This window comes from Ruegeria sp. YTSC002, assembly GCF_059609845.1.
In genome coordinates, this window is sequence record NZ_JBXWML010000022.1 from 1 (window position 1) to 18,490 (window position 18,490).

Below are 18,490 nucleotides of genomic sequence, written 5' to 3' on the forward strand. Positions count from 1 at the left end.
CATCAGGCCGTTCACCACCGCCTGGGCAACAAAGTCGTGCCGATAAATGCCGCCGTCCACAACAAATGCCGCAGCGATTACTGCCTCATATCGCCCCGACTTCGCTAGGTCGCGCGCAAGCAAGGGCATTTCAAAAGCACCGGGAACACTAAAAACATCTATCTTTTCTAGAGGAACTTTTTGCTTAAACCCCTCGAGTGCCTGGTCGACAATATCTGCGTGCCAACTAGCTTTGATAAAGGCATATCGGGCGTGTGTCATAGTGATCTCCTTTCATAGTGACACGTCACTCAAGGCGAACACGTGCTAATGGCTCGACAGGACGACGACCCATACCAAATTCTCTTCCATCCGGACTTTAACCGTCGGCCCAGGAATTTCACCTGGTCTGCTTGACCCTCGACCCAAAAACCGAGGCGCTCGCGGGCTTGAAAATGATTTGTTTACCGCCGGTGGGGAATTCCACCCCGCCCTGAGAACGCCGACATTTTAGACGGAGCAAGAACGATACACAAGTGCTTGGTTTGCCAATTTGGTATACTTTCGCAAAAGAAGACGGTGAACAGACGACGCTGGCCGGAGGAAACCGTTCAATAGTCTGTGGCAGGTAAATGTACCGTCCCGACAATCACCTGTCATCAGTTTTGACTCCGGCTAGTTTCGATGATCAATCTTGCGGCGAGGCTTTTTATCATGGGCTAATCCAAGCCATCGGCATTGGTTCGGCAGAGCACTTGATGCTTGGGAGCAAGTGCGTATAGGTCAATTTCGGTTCATATGCGTACGATACAGAGGTGTCTGAGCTTTTGTGCGAAGGTGAGCCTGTCGAGGTTGAACCGAAGGCTATTGATGTCCTGGCATATCTGAACAGGCATCATGATTGGGCCATCACTAAGGACGAGCTGATCGAGAATATTTGGAAGGGACACATAAATTTAGAAGCAGCGATCACTTCTCGGATCAATTTGGTGCGCAACGCCGTCGGAGACACCGGACGAGAACAAGCCGTCCCAAAACGTGGGGTTCAATTTGTCGCTGCTGCTGAGATCAGAGGGCCTTTGAACGATCCTATCCGTCCGCGCAAACATCAGTTGCTCGACCTAGTCATGCCGTTTCGAGATCTGAGCAGAGATGGCGCAGGGATTGATCAAGGACCTGATCGTTACACTTTTGCTGGCGCGAACCTGAAAGAGTTTGGAAGCGCTCGAAAAGGTTCAAGTCTCATGGACACACTCGACCTGTTTGACCGAATTAATGCTGACCCGTCGCTAAGCGCCCACTATTCCGGGATGCCGCAGGCCAGCCTTTGCTTGCAGGCGTCAGACAGCGACAAAACTTCGTCTAGAATATAATCGCGATGCTGGTTCAGCACTGGCGGTGCGCTCTGGTGTTCGACCGGTGTCTCGGAATACTTGATCGGGCTTCCGACCATTGGCATCTGGCCGTTTCGGGCATGCTCTCCAGTGATCTGCAATCCGCGGTGCACGATCTGCTCGTTCTCAAACACCTGCTTCAGATTGTTGATGGGCGAGCAGGGGACACCTGCATTTGACAAAGTCTGAACCCAATAGTCAGTCGTCTCTTTTTCAACGACCGCCTGTATCAATTCCGCCAATGCCTCGCGGTTCGCAAGCCTATCTGAATTAGCGAGAAAACGACTGTCCTGCGCAAGTTCCGAGCATCCGGCAACAATGCAGAACTTCTTGTACTGGCGGTCATTGCCCACAGCCAACACGAAGCTGCCGTCCTTGGTCCGAAAAACCTGATAAGGCACAATGTTCGGGTGCGCGTTACCGAGTGGGCGCGGAGTTATGCCTCCCACAAGGTAGTTCATGTTCTGGTTGGCAAGCGATGAGACCATCACATCAAGAAGCGCCATGTCGATGTGCTGGCCCTGACCTGTCGTTTTGGCGTGGTGGTAGGCGGCGATGGTGGCCGCAGATGACAGCGTTCCTGTCATGAGATCGGCGATTGGAACTCCTACTTTCTGAGGGCCGCCTCCGGGCAGAGCGTAGTGTTCTCCAGTGAAACTCATTAGGCCGCTGATGGCCTGAACCGCCATGTCATATCCTGCGCGCTCCTTATAGGGGCCGGTGTGACCGTAACCGGTGATTGAGCAGTAGACGATGCTTGGCCGGATCGCCTTGATGTCATCATATCCCAGACCGCACCCGTCCAGATCACCAAACTTGTAATTCTCAACGAAAACGTCCGCCTTTTGGGCGAGCATGCGGACAACTTCCTGCCCCTCTGGCGATTTTATGTTGACGCAGATCGAACGTTTCCCGCGATTGGCAGCTTGGAAATACGCAGAGTCCTCGGTGTCGTTCCCACTACCATCTTTCAGGTAGGGAGGTCCCCAATGGCGCGTGTCGTCGCCACTGCCGGGGCGTTCGACTTTCCAAACTTCAGCACCCAGATCAGATAGGATCTGTGTCAACCAGGGACCTGCCAGAATTCGAGATAAATCAAGGACTTTCATCCCCTTAAGTGGCCCAGTCATTCATTTTATCCTTCAAGTTCCTGACCAAATAAGGTCTGCTAAATGCGTTGCGGGATCGGTGACCTAGTCTTCACTCCGGCTGAGCTTCAATTTGGCATAACCAAATTGGGTTTGCAATAGTGGTATACCAAATAGGTTTGATAGTCGAGAATTCAGTTGCTAAGCACGGATTTCCCATGGCCTGAATCTTTAACTCAAAGGTGTGGCGTGTCTTCGAATCGAGCAAAGCTCCAATTGGATATTCTGAAGCTAATCCACTATCGGCGTTTTCCAAGCGGTGAGAGGTTGTTTTCGGAGCGAAATCTTGCGGAACAGTTTTCTACCACACGGGCTGCGGTGCGCGTCGCCATAACGGCTCTGGAAGCATTGCGCGCCGTTGAACAGCGCAGTCATTCGGGCATCTATCTGCTTGACCAGAATATGGAAACCAGTTTTGACGAGCTCTCACCAATTCTCCGCGCCGACTGATCAGAAAACACCGACAAGTCGCTGTGATGTGAAAGAGATTCAAACCCTTACAATTCAGCATCACTGTTTTGATTTTGGGATTGGCCAATGCCGCTTTGAAGTAACACATGAGCCCGTTCCCCACCGCCTCGGAAGGTACGTTCACCGGCGGTGACCTGAAGGGTTCCGACATCTGCCACGGGGGCAGGACCAAATTCAATTCGGCACCATCTAGGGCCTTAGAATAGCCCTGCCCAGGAGTTTGCCATCCTTCAGGTCCATCAATGCTGAGTTTGCCTCATGGAGCGCACATTCTGTAACCGGCACAGGTGCAATCCCCTTGGTTTGCGCCAATGCGATTAGCTCTTTCAACTCGGGTAAGTTCCCGGTCCAGCTTCCCTGAATGTTCAGTGGACGCATGGGAACGAAGGGGAGAGGCACCCGCAGTTCACCACCGTAAAGCCCGCAAACAACGATGTGCGCGCCTCGAGCAACAGAGTCGATCGCAAGGTTAATCGTTGCCTCAGCGCCAACCAGGTCCAGAACAGCATACGCGCCGCCGCCGGTCAGTTCTTTGATTGCATCCGCAGCGCCCTCGCTACCCGAGTTCACCACATGAAGTGCGCCGGCCTCAGTCGCGGCGTCGAGTTTTGACTGATCGAGGTCGACGACAATTGCACCTTTGAAGCCCATCGCCTGAACGATCGACAGGGCCATCATACCCAATCCGCCTGCACCGAGTATCATCAACGGTTCGTCATTCAAAATGTCACCAAACTTCTTAATTGCGCTGTAAGTCGTAACGCCCGAGCAAGCCAGAAGCGCGGCCTGGTCCGAAGAGATACCGGTGTGGTCGATACAGTATTTGGCGTGTGGAAGAACCGCATATTCGGCGTAGCCGCCAGCGGTGAAAATGCCGAGAGATCTGGACTTGGTGCATAGGTTCTCCTGATCGCGGATGCACACCGTACATTCACCACATCCAAGCCAGGGGTAGGCGACGCAGTCCATGCCAATAACCGAGCTGTCGCCATCTGGTCCAACCGCCTCGACAGTGCCTGCAACTTCATGGCCCATCGTCATGGGCAAGTTAATGCCCCTGTCTGCAACTGAAAGACGGTTACCGCTTCCCAGATCGTAGCCACCTTCCCACAAGTGCAAATCTGTATGACAGATGCCTGTCGCCTTAACCTTCACCAGAACTTCGGTGCCCTTGAGTTCCGGTATTTCGGTTTCAACTGTGACCAGCGGCTTACCATGCTCGTGGACGCGAACGCTTTTCATATTATCCTCCTAAACCGGTGGGCTCTACGAATTGCCCTGCCAGTCTCCCATACAAGAAATCTTTCACCAAAATCGCCGACAGGCCATTTTGGACTAACCAATACGGTATACCTAAAACCAAATCTACTTTCAACCTCGCGATGAAGCCGACGAAGTGTTTTTGGGACGGATAAGCCCCTCTTGCGCGACCGAAGCCACCACTTTGCCGTCCTGTGCAAAGATACTTCCTCTGTTCAGGCATCTCGCACTTCCGGTCCAAGGAGATTCCAGCGCGTACAAAAGCCACTCGTCAACCTGAACTGGCGCGTGAAACCAGACCGCATGGTCCAGACTGGCGCCCTGCACCTTGTTGTGCAGCCAATTTAAGCCGTGCGGGCGAAGGCTCGTACTGAGGATATTCAAGTCGGTGGCGTAAGCGAGTAGCTGCTGTTGTTGTTCGGGCCCCAACCCCGTCGCTGACGGGATCCGAAACCAAACGGAATGACGGTCGTCGGCAGGAATAACATTATCGACGTCCATCGGATTGACCCGCCGCAATTCAATGAGCCCAAGAAGTTCGTCGACAACCGGCATGCCCTTGCTCATTTTGGAGTATTGTTCTCGCGACGGCATCCGAAACGCGACGGCAGAACTCGGCTCAACAACCTCCGGCATGGCGTGTTGATGACTAAGACCCTCTTCGTCGATGTGATAGGACGCCGACAAGTTCAGAATTTGCTTCCCGTTCTGCATCGCACGCACACGACGAGTAGAGAAGGAACGTCCATCCTTGGAGCGCTCGACATGATAGATCACGGGTTCGGACGGGTCGCCGGGCCTGAGAAAGTAAGTGTGCAGCGAGTGACACGTTACACCTTCGATAGTTGCCGTAGCAGCCGCGAGCGCTTGGGCAATGACCTGACCACCGTAAATTCGAGGTGTAATGGTGTTTGACGATTTCCCTGCGCGAAAGAGGTCCGTGTCCAGTTGCTCCAAACTCAACATGGACCGCAGATCGTTTTGACCAACCATCAGAAAGTCCACCTCATACCTTTGCCCATCATGACTTAAGCTCCCGCCAACGCGACACCTGAAGCGGCTGATAGCAAGAGAGCCGGGGGCAACTCGACAACGACGCGCACAAGGGCTGCAAGCGCAAGCAATTGCGGAGCAATATGACCTGGCATTTTCACGGTATTTCCCGCCGCAAATGAGATCTCGTTAGACAAAGGAAATGTCAAATTGGAGGGCTCAATCCATCTCTACATTTCGTTTCGCGCTTGACCATTAAGTCGTCACCAAATGCCCGCATTTTTTGCGTCAGCTTGATGTCAAATCGGGTAGAGGGGGCGTCGTCAAATAGGGTGGCGCCCCCTCTGAGCGCATCGTGCACAAGGGAGTGATTAATGCACGTTGCGTCCAATAAGTCGCGTATGGCATCGTGACCGACCAACCAGTCCGAAAAGATGCTTCACGTTGCGACTTTCTGGCTCTCAACTTCATCCACTAACTCAACAGCTCGCTCCTTTAGCTGCTTTTTCAAGATTTTCGCATTTGGCGAGTAGGGGAGTGTGTCCACGACAAAAATATACGACGGTACTTTGTAACCGGCCAGACGTTCGCGCGCAAAGCCGCGGACAGCGCCGGGATCAACTTGCGAACCGGGCACCCCTTCTACAAAGCCAATGACCATTTCATCGCCATCCTTGTCGTATCCCACGACCGCCGAGTTCAGCACGTCAGGGTGTGAATTTAGCTGTGCTTCGACTTCGACTGGATAGACGTTGAATCCCGATTTGATGATCAGTTCTTTCGTCCGCCCTTCGATGTTCAGGACGCCACTCTCTGCCTGACGCACAACATCGCCAGTGTTCATGAACCCGTCTTCGTCAAAAATGGCCGACGTCGCCTCTCGGTTGCCGAAGTAGCCCAGCATGACATTTGGTCCTTTGACCCAGAGTTCTCCGGGTTCGCCTTGCGGAACAGGGTTTCCATCGTCGTCGATGATCTTGACTTCAACTCCGCTGATCGGCGCCCCGAGATCAATTTCATCTGATCCGAACGTGTACGCGCTCCTCGAGATCGTCGGTGATGTTTCTGTCAACCCGTAACCGTTGGTCAAAACTGTGCCGAACAGGTCTTCAATCGAGCGCCTAAGCGTCAAATCCAACGGCGCCGTGCCAATCAGAAGAAATCTAAGAGCGTTTGGCTTAAGGCTCCGGCCAGTTTTTTGGCAGACGTCGACGATTTTACCGTACAAAGCCGGCACTGCTCCGAAGACCGTAAGAGTCCCCGACGATATCAACTCCAAAACCTGTTCAAGATCGAAACGCGGCATTATGATCAACCGGGTTGCGGCGTTCACCGATGAAAGCATCTGTGCAAATCCATAGGAATGTGCGATCGGCATAAGGCACAGCCCTACATCGGCAGACCCCATGACGCCCAAGCGCTTGTTCCGAACACCAACAAATCCAAGATTTCGATGACTGAGCATGACACCTTTTGGTCGCCCGGTGGTGCCTGTCGTGTAGGTCAGAACAGCGACCTGCCGCTTGTTGTCCTGAAAGACTTCAGAAGGAACGCAATCCGCGTTTAACTCCGCGACTTTCAACATTCCGATCGCCCCGAAATCTATGTCGGCTGCCGCATGTCTTTTGCCATGTTCGGCTGCATTGGCCGACACTAGATCGGTGTAGATGACACGGCGCGGCATGCAGTCCTCGCGGATCGCATCGATCTCGCGCGGGCTAAGTCTGGCGTTGATGATCGCAACAATCACATCGAGTGTGCTGGCGGCGAAAATTGCGGTAATGGCCGCAATTGAGTTTTCGCACACCAGCATGAGCCGGTCGCCGGCTCGGACGCCAAGTTCCGTGAGTTTAGCCGCAGTTTCCTCTCGCGCGGCAATGACATCGGCGTAAGACCACTTTTTTCCGGTCTCATCCACAAATGCGATCCGATCAGGTCCGGCTAGCGCCCCCTCATCGAGACATTCGTGAATACGCGTTGGCAGGTCAGCGACGGGATCAAGTTCAGCGGTAGCGTTCATGACTGACATCATACAATCAAGGTTTCAGAACGGCGCGACCAACGAACTCGCCGTTCTTCAATTCGTTCAGAACGCTGTCGGCTTCCTCCAACGGCCTCTCCTGCACAGGAACATGATTGACGCCATGTTCTCTGGCGATTTGGACCAACTCTTTAAGTTCACGAAGGTTGCCAACCCAGCTACCCTGAATGTGGAGCGGGCGCATGGGAATGTAGGGCAATGGCACGACAAGCTCGCCGCCATAAAGCCCGCAAACCACGATCCGCGCACCACGGGCAACACTCGAAATGGCAAGCTGGATGGTGGGTTCCGCTCCAACCAGATCAAGCACTGCGATTGCACCGCCGCCAGTGGCGTCGATGATCTGCTGTGCAGCGTCTTCTTCCCCAGAATTCACCGTGAGAAGCGCTCCTTCCCTCTTGGCAGCTTCGAGTTTGGTGTCATCGAGATCAACCATAATCGCGCCTTTCAGGCCCAAGGCATTCAGGATGGACAACGCCATAAATCCAAGGCCACCGGCACCGAGAATGACAAGCGGTTCGTCTTTCAGGATATCCCCGAATTTCCGAATGGCACTATACGTTGTCACGCCTGAGCATGCCATGAGCGCAGCCTGCGCGGGATCGAGATCACCGATCTCAACGCAGAACTTCTCGTGCGGAGCAATGACATACTCAGAGAAGCCGCCCGGATGCTGCACCCCAAGGAACTTCGGTGTCATGCAGATGTTTTCCTGACCGCGTAGGCACGTCGCGCACTCGCCACAACCAAGCCAGGGATGCACGACGCATGTCCGTCCGATCACACTCTCATCGCCATCCGGGCCGACGCCGACGATCTCGCCTGAGATTTCGTGTCCAAGCGTTAGCGGTGGATGAATACCTCTCTGAGAGATCGGAAGAGTTTTGCCGGCACCAAGGTTGTATTCCCCTTCCCACAGGTGAAGATCAGTGTGACAGACCCCTGCATGCGAAACTTTGACGAGAACCTGGGCTCCCTCGAGTTCCGGGATCTCGCTTTCGACCGGAACCAGCGGTCGTTTGTGTTCTAGTACGCTATAGCTGCGCATTTCTTTTCCTCCCTAGCTTCTGATGCGCCGTTTAGCTCCAGCCTGACACCAGCTTCACTTCCAAAAAGTCCTCAAGGCCCCATTTGCCACCTTCACGGCCGTTCCCGGATTGCTTCACACCTCCAAACGGAGCGCCTGCCCCCCGGCGAACGCCGTTGGCTTCAACCATCCCGGATCGAAGTTTACGCGACACGCGCTTCAGTTTCTCGGCGTCCTGTGTCTGGACGTAATTCATCAGGCCAAAGTCGGTGTCGTTCGCAATCTCGATCGCGTCTTCCTCATCCTTGAATTTCATCATCACAAGGACCGGTCCAAAAATCTCTTCCCGGGCAATAGTCATATCGTTGGTGACATCAGCAAAGATCGTCGGGCGGATATAGAACCCACGATTGTACCCTTCAGGGCGGTCCGGACCGCCAACGATGACGCGGGCACCTTCCTCAATACCGATTCGGATAAGCCCTTGAATTTTCTCGAATTGTGCCTTATTTACAACGGGCCCAAGGTGCGGCCCCGGTTCTTCGGCAGGACCAACTGTTAGACTTTCGCCGACTTCTGTCGCGATTTTGACGGCCTGATCGTAGGCACTTTCCTCGACAACCATCCGGCTAGGCGCGATGCACGACTGACCAGAGTTGATCATCAACTGCCGAACACCGCGGGCAACCGCATCTGTATCGGCGTCTTCAAAAACCAAGTTTGCGCCTTTGCCGCCAAGCTCTAGGTGAACTTTCTTGAGGTTGCCAATCGCTGCTTCCGAAACCAATTTTCCGGCCCGGCCCGAGCCGGTGAAGCTCACAAGATCGACGTCCATATGACTCGACATTGCATTGCCAACGCCTGCACCGTCTCCGTTGACGAGGTTGAACACGCCGGGAGGGAAACCGGCCTGATCAACCATATCCGCAAGTATCAGCGCACTGAGTGGGCTTTCCTCGGACGGTTTCACAACCATTGTACAGCCAGCAACAATCGCGGCCCCGACCTTGAGCATAATCTGATTCATCGGCCAGTTCCAAGGCGTGATCAGCGCGACCACTCCGGCCGGTTCATAGATGATCCAACTGTCCGGGGATTCTTCGCTCAGCGGCTCCTCAAATCTGAACTCCCGCGCGACTTTCGCAAAATTGCGCAAGTGGTTCAGTCCGGCTACGAAGTGGACATTTTTTGAAAAATCAATTGGCGCGCCCATTTCAACGCTCATTGAGACTGCCATCTCGTCAACCCCAGCCTCGTAATTATGGATCAGCCGTTCAAGTGCCGCGATGCGGTCTTCAACCGGCGTGTTCTTCCAAACCGGGTAAGCTGCCCGCGCAGCTGCTACTGCGTCATCGACGTCTTTCTCACTTCCAAGAGAAATGACTGTGCAAGGTTCCTCGGTCGTCGGGTTAGTGACATGGTGATCACGCTCTACATGCGGATTCACCCATTGTCCGTTGATATAAAATTGACGCGTATTCAACATTTCATCTCACCAGTTGTCGTTCTATTGCGCCTCACTGACGCAAGTTATTCTTTGAGCGCTTAATCTTCTGTCCGTTTGCATCGCCAATGGCAGACGCCAGGTCTGTTCAGTTTTTTCCCTTGCCAAACATGTGCTTCCACTCGTCAGAACCGGGTTTGGCCTCCCACTCTTTCTTGTCCTTAAGTGTGTCAATGCCCCTGCGAACGCCGGGGCGCGTTTTGATCGCCTCGTACCAGCGGGTTATATTGGGGTAGTCTGCGAGGTCTCGGCGATGCAGTTTTCTGGTACGTATCCAGGGGAATGTGCTGATATCAGCGATCGAGTAATCGCCCGCCAGAAACTCTTTTTTGCCAAGCCTACGTTCAAGAATGTCATAAAGACGCGCAACCTCTCGACTGTAGCGTTCGATCGCATAAGGGATCTCTTCGGACGCATAGACCATGAAGTGATGCGCCTGCCCGAGCATTGGCCCAAGAGCGGCGTTTTGAAAAAACAGCCACTGAATCGTCTCGCTGCGAATTACAGGATCTTCAGATAGGAAGTTCCCGTATTTTTCTGCGAGGTAAATAAGTATTGCACCCGACTCGAAGATTGGGAGCGATTTTCCGTGCGGGCCATCGTGATCTACGATGGCCGGCACTTTGTTGTTTGGACTGATCGCTAAATACTCTGGCTCGAACTGTGCACCGGCTGTGATATTCACCGGTACAACCGAATATTCGACGTCAAGCTCAGCCAGCATAATCGCTGTCTTGTATCCATTCGGTGTAGGCCAGAAATAGAAATCAATCATTTTGTATCACCAGAATTAACCTACGATCTTCAGGCCTTTCGGCCGGTCAATCAGAAGACCTGGGTTCATGATCCAATTCGGATCCAGCTCTTTCTTCACTGCGCCAAGCGCCTGACGATAAAGCGGATCTATCTCTTTGTCGTACCAAGGTCGGAACGACTTGCCGACGGCGTGGTGGTGCGTGATCGTCGCGCCGACGTCCATCAGAGCGTCCGACGCAGCATCAGAAATGTACTGATACGCTTCCAGCGCGTTGCCGTGGTTCGATTTCGCCATGATCGAGTAATATGGCGCAGGCCCGTCCGGATAGAGAAACGAGAAGCGACGACACAGGACACCGCCACCGGTGGATTCCTTGATCGCAGCCCAGACGCGTTCCATGATCTCGGTGTCGGCCTTTTCGAACTTGTCCCAAGTGTAGGAGGTCTCAAAGGTGAACGACACGATACCCATGGCCGAACGGGTGTGCATCAGACGCGGCAGATAGCGGAACTGATGACGCCAGCTGCCTTGCGGACCGCTGCGGCTGTTTTCGAGTGCGTTTGTCGTCGAGTCCGCCTTGTCAATAACCGTACCGCCGTGATCGCGGCAAATTTCCAAACCTACTTCCAACCATGCATCAACTGGGTGATCCGCAGACTCAAAGCCCAACAGCAGCACCGACTGGGTACCATCGCCAGAGCCATAGAACTTAGCGTCCTGCTCATCCAGATAGCGGGCGTTGGCCGGATAAAGACCAGCCTGAGTAATCTGGCGGACAGCCTCTGCCCCCTGGTAGAAGCTGGGGAAAGTGATCGACGCGTTGGCGCGGAATTTCACGCGGCCGCGCAACTTCATCCAAGCTTCCGTAATGATACCCATGGTACCTTCGGAACCGATCAGCAGGCGGTCCGGGTCAGGTCCAGCACCAGAGCCTGGCAGACGACGGTTTTCCATAACACCCGCTGGCGTCACCATACGTAGGCTTTCAACCATATCGTCGATGTGGGTTAGATGCGTTGCGTAGTGGCCCGAACTTCGGGTAGCGATCCAACCGCCCAACGATGAGAATTCCCATGATTGGGGGATATGTCGCAGGGTCAAACCATGCGGCTTGAGCTGCTCTTCTAAAGACGGACCAAGCGTACCGCCCTGGATAAGAGCACATTGCGAAGTTTCATCAACTTCGAGAACTTTGTTCAGGTTGCCGAGGTCGATAACGACGGTGCCATTGTATGTGTCGTCTTCGGGCGCCCAGAAACCACCGGTAACGCTCGAACCGCCACCGAAAGGAATACAGGCATAATTGTTTTCACCACACCAGTCGTAAACGGCAGCAATGTCTTCTTCGTTTTGGGGATAAGCGATCACATCCGGCGCACGATCATAGTCGCGGCGGAAGATATGCATCATATCCTTGAAACCTTTACCGTAGGTGTGAACCACACGGTCCCATTTGTCCGACGTACAGAAATGCTCAAGCGTCGCCGGAATTTTTATTCTGGAGGGTTTCAGCTCGATATCATCAAGCGTCGGAGTCTTCTTGACTTCGATGTTGTCCATGCCAAGGCGTTCCTTGACCCGCTTGGCCATGACCTTGACCTCGTCGTCCGAGATTCCCTCGTCCTCATATCCCCACGACCAAAACTTCCGTCGCTTGCCGTAATATCCACTTTGCTGCTGTGCCACCGACAATCTCCTCTCATCGCGATACTGGCTCGTCGCCTATCTTCAAGCTTCAAAAGGAATACCATATTGGTATTACCAATTTAGTAAAACATACCTACACAATCTAACACTGTCCAGATGGAATATCAGAAATGTAAAAACTTTATTTCCTATTAAAACAATTACTTATGTCTATTCACTGCAGAACTACAATCCATTCGTCGCTTAAAATCGAATCTCCGGAAACGGTTGGATTTTCTTAGACACAACTCGAACCGGATTAGATGTGTGACGAGGATTCATTGAAATGATCTGTATCTCGACGCAGTGTGAGCCGTGCCTGTAGGCGGCTGTTCGACGAGGCAGAATCATCAGACTTGCCTCGTCGAGTTTGTTAGTCTGCGAAAATTGCATCCGGAAGCCAGAGCGCAATTTCCGGGAACACGATCACCAACACCAGACAGACAACCTGGCAAGTGATAAACGGAACAACACCGCGGAACATGTGCGAAAGTTTTATCTCTGGTGGTGCAATAGCCCTGAGATAGAAGATCGAAGGAGCCATGGGCGGACTGAGATAGCCCGTCTGTAGTACGATCAGGAACAATACTGAGAACCAGATCAGGTCAAAACCAAGGCCGGTGACGATCGGAACCGCAATTGGAACAAGGATTAGCACAACCGAAACAAGATCCAGGATGAAACCCCCGATGAAAGCAATCAGAAGGATAATGGCCAAAACAACCCAAGGGCCAAGGTTTGCTGCTTCTATCATATCTTGAGTGACCCGGACGCCGCCAAGCGCGACGAAGATCGCAGAGAAAATATGCCCAGCAACAAGAATAGTCAGGATCATCGTCGAGACCACCATGGTGGTCTTCATCGCTTTCCAGACAAGATGCATTTTCAGGTTCCCGGCCAGGAAAGTCAGGAACATTGTTCCAACTGCGCCACAAGCCGCCGCCTCGGTCGGCGTCGCCCAACCAAGCAGGATTGTTCCAAGCACCGTGAAGATAAGGAAGATCGGAGGGATCAAGCCTGTAATGGTGATCCTCAACTTTTCGCTAAGTGTCAGTTCCTCGACCTCACTGGCCTTTCGTGGCGCGGACTCGGGTTCAATCATGGCGCGGATCATGATGTAGAGAATGAACGTACCCGCCATCAGAAGGCCAGGGAACAGGATGCCTGCGAACAGAGCGCCTACCGAAATCTCAACAACGGGCGCCAGAACGATCACAACAACAGAAGGTGGAATGGCTGTGCCCAGTGAGCCTCCCGCGCAAACTGTTCCTGAAATCAGCGACTTACTGTACCCGTAACTCAGCATGATCGGAAGCGCCAGAAGTCCGATTACAGTTTCAGTCGCGCCGACGACACCGCTGCTCATGGCGAAGACAACGCCCATCAGAACAGTCCCAACGGCCAGGCCGCCCGGCACTTTGTGCGTCCAGACATGAATGCCTTTAAACAATCGCTCGGCGATCCCGGTACTTTCCAGAAGCGATCCCATGAACACGAACAGTGGGATAGAGGCCAGCACGTAGTTGCCGGCAACATCATGAACCTCGGTCGCAAACAGATACACCGCGGCATCGCCGTAGCGATAGAATCCAAAGAGGAGAGAAACTGCCATCATGGCAAGCGCCACTGGGAAACCGGAGAAAATCACCAGCATCAAAAGTGGTAGCATCAAGAGAACATAGGCCCCCATTTTACGATTCCTTTTCACCTAGGAGGCCGTCTTTTTTTTCGAATGGCTCGCCATTTTTCAGCTTGATAACGTGTCTAAGAAGCTCAACCATGATCTGGACGGCGAAGAGACCAAACCCTACAGCTGCAACCAGACGAAACGGCCATAGAACTGGATTCCAAGCTGACTCGCCGGTTGTTTCACCGGTGTGCAGCGTTTCGAGGAAGCTTTCCGTCAAACCAACGGTCGTCCAGACAACAAAGGTTCCCGCCAAGATATAGCCGATAATGAAAATGATGTGATTGATACGATCAGGAAAGATGCCGGTCATTAGATCGACCTTCACATGCCCCCCAACCTGAAGAGTAAATGCGACGCCGAGTAGGAAGAACGAACCCGTCATGAAGTAAGCGGTTTCGTAGGCCCATAATGTTGGTGAGTCAAATACGTAACGAGAGATGACTTCTGTCAACATCGAGAGCATGAGCAGAATGACCAGTAGCGTACCCGCATAGGCCACCCACCTAACCCCCGTTTCAGTTCGGTTTAGTAGGTTTTCCAAATCCAAAGCCTCCAGCATTGATGACGCACACTTTCCGGTGCATTGACGCCTAATTTTAGGTCAAGATTTCGGATTCAATTGTTGCTTTCCCATGCTGCCTGTTCTCGGCAAAAGCAAATGCGCTTCAATTCACGGCCTAGAAAGCCGGATGGCACACTCAGGAGACCAACTCACATACCAAATCGTGGCGCCTTTTTTTGAACCCCAGCGTCTCATTCGATCTCGTAGTCAAGAGAGAGACACTGGGATTTTTGTTTTTGGATGAGGCGTCGGCCTTAGCGGTAGATGTCCGCATTCACCCAGTTCTTGGCGTAATCGCGTTGGTGCTCAAGAACGCGCTTGAACCACGGGTTGCTGGCCGCGTGCTCATCGGACCACGCCGCGGTCAGTTCATCCGCTTTGTGGATCACTTCGTCATCCAGAACGACAAACTCAACGCCCGCATCAACATAGGTTTGATATGAATCCGCGTCGTCCTGACCACGCTCCTCGTAGGACACCCGAAGTTCCAGCGCCGCCGCAAACTCGATAAGCTTCTGATTGCGCTCACCCAGGCGTTCCCAGACATCCTTGTTGAACAGACATTCAACAACTACCGAAGGCTGGTGCAGGGCGGGGAAAATGTTGAATTTGGCGATTTCATGGAAACCCGCACGCGTATTCGCAGACAGCGTGCCCCATTCCAGAGCATCGATCACGCCGCGCTCAAGCGCCGGATAAATTTCGGAACCAGCCATCGAAACGGTGGACATTCCAAGACCAGCACCGATTTCAGCCCAAGCACCCGAGGTGCGCATCTTCACGCCCTCGAAATCTGCCAGCGTCTGAATACGCTTGGTCGAGATCATGCCGACTTCTGCAGGCGCCATGCCGCACGGCAATGCCACAACGTCAAACTCCTCCATGCGCCATTCGCGCAGGAGTTCGGTGCCACCGCCGAAACTGAGCCAGTGCAGCATCACTTCCGCACTTGGGCTACCGGCGTAACCGGAGAACAGTACCGATGCGGTATCTATACCCCAGTCATAGCCTGACCAGTTATGGCCAGCTTCCGCCAATCCTTTGGAAACAGCTTCTGTCACTTTCAGAGAGCTACCGATGGCGCCACCTGCCAGCACTTCAATCTCAACTTCTCCGTCTGTCAGGAAAGCGATGTTCTCGGACATGCGCTCCATGGATTCAATCCACTGGCCGCCCGGCCATGGCGTCGCCATGCTAAGGCGCTCCGCATATGCCGGTGCTCCGATAATTGCGGCCGTTGTTGCTGCAATTGCAATGTTTCTGCCTAGCATAATTACCTCCCTGGTTTTTTGCTAGCTCGCATCAACCAAGGCTTACGTCTCGCCGGGTCAATGCATCTGACGTCCATTCGGGCCCGCTTCCTCTTTGTAGACCCAATTTGACTATGCCATATTGGACATACCAATTTTGCATGTCAAGTAAAGTTTCACTTGGTGGCAGGATGCGATAATCTTGGTATCCTGATCTAAATCTAGGCTTAAAAAACATAGCGCTAACATAAGTGGCTTGTATTGGTTGAGTGGAATAGTCTTCATTGCCCGCAATGGTTTACTTAAACACGATACGCCTACGGATTACGATCCACACGAGGCCCTTTGCAGCCTTTGAAAGCGGTGCAGCGTAACAGGCATCTTCGCACGGTTGCTGCTCTAACTGGCCGATCAGGGCGGCGGGATCGACACACAGATGATCGACGCGACCCATCTGAAGACACACCGCACGGCCTTTAGCCTGAGCCTTCAGTATCTCCGCTTTGGTATGGTGCCCCGTCATCTGCCTTGACCGAGGTTGCTGACGGGGCGGTGTATGGCGTCTGAGCCTTGTAGTTTTGACCACGTTTTCGTAGCGAGCCAGCACCGTCTCTCTTCATCGTCTCGAACGGTTGAATGCGGCATTTGGGGCCGCGTTGCAGAAGGAGGAGAGCATGGCTAAAGAATGACAGGAACAAATCATCGGCATAGATGTAAGTGGCGATAGGATGGACATTTACTGCCTGCCAGCGGGTCAAAGGATGCGACATCCCAACTCTGAAGACGGGCACGCCAGCTCTTTTGAGCTGGCCAGCACTATTAATGGGTTCTGATGGTTTCCATCTCCAAAACCTACCAGATGAGAAGTCAGGGGATGCCCATTTCATCAGAGCCCCTTCAGGTCATCCAGCGATTGGACCCTTTTGGTCGAAACCATGCCTACCTCGGCAGGAATCATGCCGCAAGGAATTGCAACAACACCGAATTGCTTGCGCCGGAACTCCATCAGAATTTCTCCACCACCGCCCTAAGTGTACAAGTGAATCACGATTTCTGCATTTGAGCTTCCGGCAAAACCTGAGAACAGCACTGTCGCTGTATCAATGCCCCAGTCCTTGCCCGGCCACTAGTGACCAGCTTCCGCGAGCCCTTTTTTCCACCGCCTCGGTGACTTTGGGCGCGCTGCCAAAGGTCGCAGAACGGGAGTCTTTCCGGGATAAGGTGCTCGCTGCACAACGTTCGTGACATCAAGATTTCAGGGAGCCGCGCGTTAAAGAATTCCACCAAGCTGAGCCGAACTCAATTTTCCGTTTCGCCAACCCTGCTTTCGACTTCGCACTGCCAAATCTTCGCAGAGTGAAGAATGTGCCGCTCCATCAGCTTTGCACATTTGTCCGGATCGCCCTTTTTTAGGGCGTTGAAGATTTTTTTGTGCTCGGCATGTGAAATCACAGAGCGCTCGATTTCAGAGAAATAGATCACCCTGCGGGCACGTGTGAACTCGTAAAACCAATTCACAACGCGAAGTAAAAGTGAATTGCCAGATATGCTTGCAATGAGTTTATGGAACTGTTCGTCTTCAATGTTAATCGGCGAGCCTTTCGCGATTCTCTCTTCGCATTCATCGAGCAGAGCCTGGAGCTTTGCCAGATCCTCATCAGTTCGCCACTTGGCTGCCTCACGTATCGCTTGGACTTCAAGGATCCGACGTACTTCGCCAGCATCCTCAGTCTGTTTGACGGTTGGAACCAATCCGGCATTCACCTCTACGACCAATGCATCTATGCTACTGTCTTCGCTCAAGTCTCGTAGATATATACCGGCCTGCGGGCGCCGCTCGACGACCCTTAACGCTTCTAAAGCGGTGAAAGCTTCGCGAACGGCCGGTCTGGTTGTATTGAACTTTTCCGCAAACTCCCGTTCAGAAAACAATCGCTCGCCGCTTTCGAAATGCCGATCCCGAATGAACTGCAATATCGCGCCCTGAAGCCGCGTCGACGTCGAAGACATGTGCCACCTATTTTTGTCAGATCTTTTTTGCACTGCCTTCAGAAATTTGTCAATTTGGTATTACCAATCGCGCGCGAATTTGGGAGACGGCTCAAGGTTCTGGTCGATCAAATCGCACTGGCACCGGGCAGGCTGGCCGCTTTATCGCTTCTTTCATCTAATAAAGCTCGCGATACTGTTTGGGGTGACGCGAATAAGGTGGCGGGTTGTTTCCAAGAATATCCTCGGCGAAGAGGAACTGAATGTCTCTACCACTTCCTGCTCCGATCGAGGACGTCACAACTGTCGTTCGCTTGGCAATTTCGGTAAGTAGCTCCTCGGGGATAACCTCGACTTCGACAGCATACGCGCCGACTTTTTCCGGCGCCTTGATCTGGCTATAGACATAAAGCGCTTCGTTAAGGGTCTTACCGACAGCATGCAGACCACCCGTCCAGGTGCTCCAGCGCGGCACCAGCCCGGCATGGCCCTGGATCGGTCGCCGCTTTTTCAAATCTCGGCTGCTACTGACACATGTCTGCATCCGCGCCCAGTTTCATCGCTTCATAGCCGGACCGAACAGCTTCGGTTTCGTTGGCCGCGGCAGCATTGCCACCGCCAGCTCGGGAACAGCCAGATCGAAGCGGGTTTTCATCGTATCAACGCCGGCTTATTCAGCCGCAGATGCTTCCTCTGGTGTAAATGGTATTGTCTCGACCAAAGCACGCTTGCCCTTCTG

General features: G+C 53.2%; 16 protein-coding genes and 1 riboswitch. Of the genes, 2 read left to right on the forward strand and 14 right to left on the reverse strand.

Going from position 1 to position 18,490, the window contains the following annotated elements:
- Positions 1–261 (reverse strand): 6,7-dimethyl-8-ribityllumazine synthase (locus AC2FFD_RS21725; protein WP_496874122.1); only part of this gene is annotated, 261 nt, incomplete at its 3' end.
- 74 nt (positions 262–335) lie between these two features.
- A riboswitch (FMN riboswitch) is annotated at positions 336–484 on the reverse strand.
- A gap of 310 nt (positions 485–794) precedes the next feature.
- Between AC2FFD_RS21725 and AC2FFD_RS21730 the strand changes: the two genes are divergently transcribed.
- Complete coding sequence (locus AC2FFD_RS21730; protein ID WP_496874123.1) at positions 795–1,352, forward strand: winged helix-turn-helix domain-containing protein; 558 nt, start codon at positions 795–797, stop codon at positions 1,350–1,352.
- Here AC2FFD_RS21730 and AC2FFD_RS21735 read toward each other — a convergent pair.
- Complete coding sequence (locus AC2FFD_RS21735) at positions 1,280–2,503, reverse strand: CaiB/BaiF CoA transferase family protein (RefSeq protein ID WP_496874124.1); 1,224 nt, start codon at positions 2,501–2,503, stop codon at positions 1,280–1,282. The two genes, AC2FFD_RS21730 and AC2FFD_RS21735, sit on opposite strands and share 73 nt — an antisense overlap.
- A gap of 234 nt (positions 2,504–2,737) precedes the next feature.
- Between AC2FFD_RS21735 and AC2FFD_RS21740 the strand changes: the two genes are divergently transcribed.
- Positions 2,738–2,971: a GntR family transcriptional regulator gene (locus tag AC2FFD_RS21740; RefSeq protein WP_483151339.1), complete on the forward strand. Its 234-nt coding sequence runs from the start codon at positions 2,738–2,740 to the stop codon at positions 2,969–2,971.
- Between the two features lie 210 nt (positions 2,972–3,181).
- On the opposite strand, the gene AC2FFD_RS21745 is transcribed toward AC2FFD_RS21740, so the two are convergent.
- The 12 genes from AC2FFD_RS21745 to AC2FFD_RS21800 form a co-directional block, all read right to left on the reverse strand.
- Positions 3,182–4,234, reverse strand: coding sequence for an alcohol dehydrogenase (locus AC2FFD_RS21745; protein WP_496874125.1), 1,053 nt, complete (start codon positions 4,232–4,234; stop codon positions 3,182–3,184).
- A gap of 129 nt (positions 4,235–4,363) precedes the next feature.
- Positions 4,364–5,245, reverse strand: coding sequence for an acyl-CoA thioesterase (locus tag AC2FFD_RS21750; RefSeq protein WP_496874126.1), 882 nt, complete (start codon positions 5,243–5,245; stop codon positions 4,364–4,366).
- A 439-nt stretch (positions 5,246–5,684) separates the two neighbouring features.
- Entirely contained in the window at positions 5,685–7,265 is a 1,581-nt protein-coding gene (locus tag AC2FFD_RS21755; RefSeq protein ID WP_496874127.1) for a class I adenylate-forming enzyme family protein, read from the reverse strand.
- 16 nt (positions 7,266–7,281) lie between these two features.
- On the reverse strand, positions 7,282–8,334 hold the full coding sequence (locus tag AC2FFD_RS21760) for an alcohol dehydrogenase (protein ID WP_496874128.1): 1,053 nt from the start codon (positions 8,332–8,334) through the stop codon (positions 7,282–7,284).
- A gap of 31 nt (positions 8,335–8,365) precedes the next feature.
- Positions 8,366–9,799, reverse strand: a complete 1,434-nt coding sequence (locus tag AC2FFD_RS21765; RefSeq protein ID WP_496874129.1) for an aldehyde dehydrogenase family protein — start codon at positions 9,797–9,799, stop codon at positions 8,366–8,368.
- A gap of 106 nt (positions 9,800–9,905) precedes the next feature.
- The gene (locus tag AC2FFD_RS21770; RefSeq protein WP_496874130.1) at positions 9,906–10,592 is read right to left on the reverse strand and encodes a glutathione S-transferase N-terminal domain-containing protein; all 687 of its coding nucleotides are present in this window, start codon (positions 10,590–10,592) and stop codon (positions 9,906–9,908) included.
- Between the two features lie 15 nt (positions 10,593–10,607).
- Positions 10,608–12,164 (reverse strand): FAD-binding oxidoreductase, encoded by a 1,557-nt coding sequence (locus AC2FFD_RS21775; protein ID WP_496874131.1) that lies wholly within the window; start codon positions 12,162–12,164, stop codon positions 10,608–10,610.
- A 469-nt stretch (positions 12,165–12,633) separates the two neighbouring features.
- The gene (locus AC2FFD_RS21780; RefSeq protein WP_496874132.1) at positions 12,634–13,950 is read right to left on the reverse strand and encodes a TRAP transporter large permease; all 1,317 of its coding nucleotides are present in this window, start codon (positions 13,948–13,950) and stop codon (positions 12,634–12,636) included.
- A gap of 1 nt (position 13,951) precedes the next feature.
- A complete protein-coding gene (locus AC2FFD_RS21785) occupies positions 13,952–14,509 on the reverse strand; it encodes a TRAP transporter small permease subunit (protein WP_496874133.1) in 558 nt (185 codons plus the stop codon).
- A 257-nt stretch (positions 14,510–14,766) separates the two neighbouring features.
- Positions 14,767–15,705: a TRAP transporter substrate-binding protein DctP gene (dctP, locus tag AC2FFD_RS21790; RefSeq protein ID WP_496874134.1), complete on the reverse strand. Its 939-nt coding sequence runs from the start codon at positions 15,703–15,705 to the stop codon at positions 14,767–14,769.
- Between the two features lie 1,356 nt (positions 15,706–17,061).
- Positions 17,062–17,772 carry a FadR/GntR family transcriptional regulator gene (locus AC2FFD_RS21795; protein ID WP_483151328.1) on the reverse strand — a complete coding sequence of 237 codons (711 nt, stop codon included), beginning with the start codon at positions 17,770–17,772 and terminating at the stop codon, positions 17,062–17,064.
- A gap of 157 nt (positions 17,773–17,929) precedes the next feature.
- The gene (locus AC2FFD_RS21800; protein WP_496874135.1) at positions 17,930–18,265 is read right to left on the reverse strand and encodes a 3-methyl-2-oxobutanoate hydroxymethyltransferase; all 336 of its coding nucleotides are present in this window, start codon (positions 18,263–18,265) and stop codon (positions 17,930–17,932) included.
- Positions 18,266–18,490 lie beyond the last annotated feature (225 nt).

Coding starts and splice junctions, on each gene's coding strand:
- AC2FFD_RS21770 (WP_496874130.1), bottom strand. CDS start 10,592: ATGATTGATTTCTATTTCTGGCCTACACCGAATGGATACAAGACAGCG.
- dctP (WP_496874134.1), bottom strand. CDS start 15,705: ATGGCGACGCCATGGCCGGGCGGCCAGTGGATTGAATCCATGGAGCGC.
- AC2FFD_RS21755 (WP_496874127.1), bottom strand. CDS start 7,265: ATGAACGCTACCGCTGAACTTGATCCCGTCGCTGACCTGCCAACGCGT.
- AC2FFD_RS21780 (WP_496874132.1), bottom strand. CDS start 13,950: ATGGGGGCCTATGTTCTCTTGATGCTACCACTTTTGATGCTGGTGATT.
- AC2FFD_RS21750 (WP_496874126.1), bottom strand. CDS start 5,245: ATGGTTGGTCAAAACGATCTGCGGTCCATGTTGAGTTTGGAGCAACTG.
- AC2FFD_RS21795 (WP_483151328.1), bottom strand. CDS start 17,772: ATGTCTTCGACGTCGACGCGGCTTCAGGGCGCGATATTGCAGTTCATT.
- AC2FFD_RS21765 (WP_496874129.1), bottom strand. CDS start 9,799: ATGTTGAATACGCGTCAATTTTATATCAACGGACAATGGGTGAATCCG.
- AC2FFD_RS21745 (WP_496874125.1), bottom strand. CDS start 4,234: ATGAAAAGCGTTCGCGTCCACGAGCATGGTAAGCCGCTGGTCACAGTT.
- AC2FFD_RS21775 (WP_496874131.1), bottom strand. CDS start 12,164: ATGGCCAAGCGGGTCAAGGAACGCCTTGGCATGGACAACATCGAAGTC.
- AC2FFD_RS21760 (WP_496874128.1), bottom strand. CDS start 8,334: ATGCGCAGCTATAGCGTACTAGAACACAAACGACCGCTGGTTCCGGTC.
- AC2FFD_RS21735 (WP_496874124.1), bottom strand. CDS start 2,503: ATGACTGGGCCACTTAAGGGGATGAAAGTCCTTGATTTATCTCGAATT.
- AC2FFD_RS21785 (WP_496874133.1), bottom strand. CDS start 14,509: ATGCTGGAGGCTTTGGATTTGGAAAACCTACTAAACCGAACTGAAACG.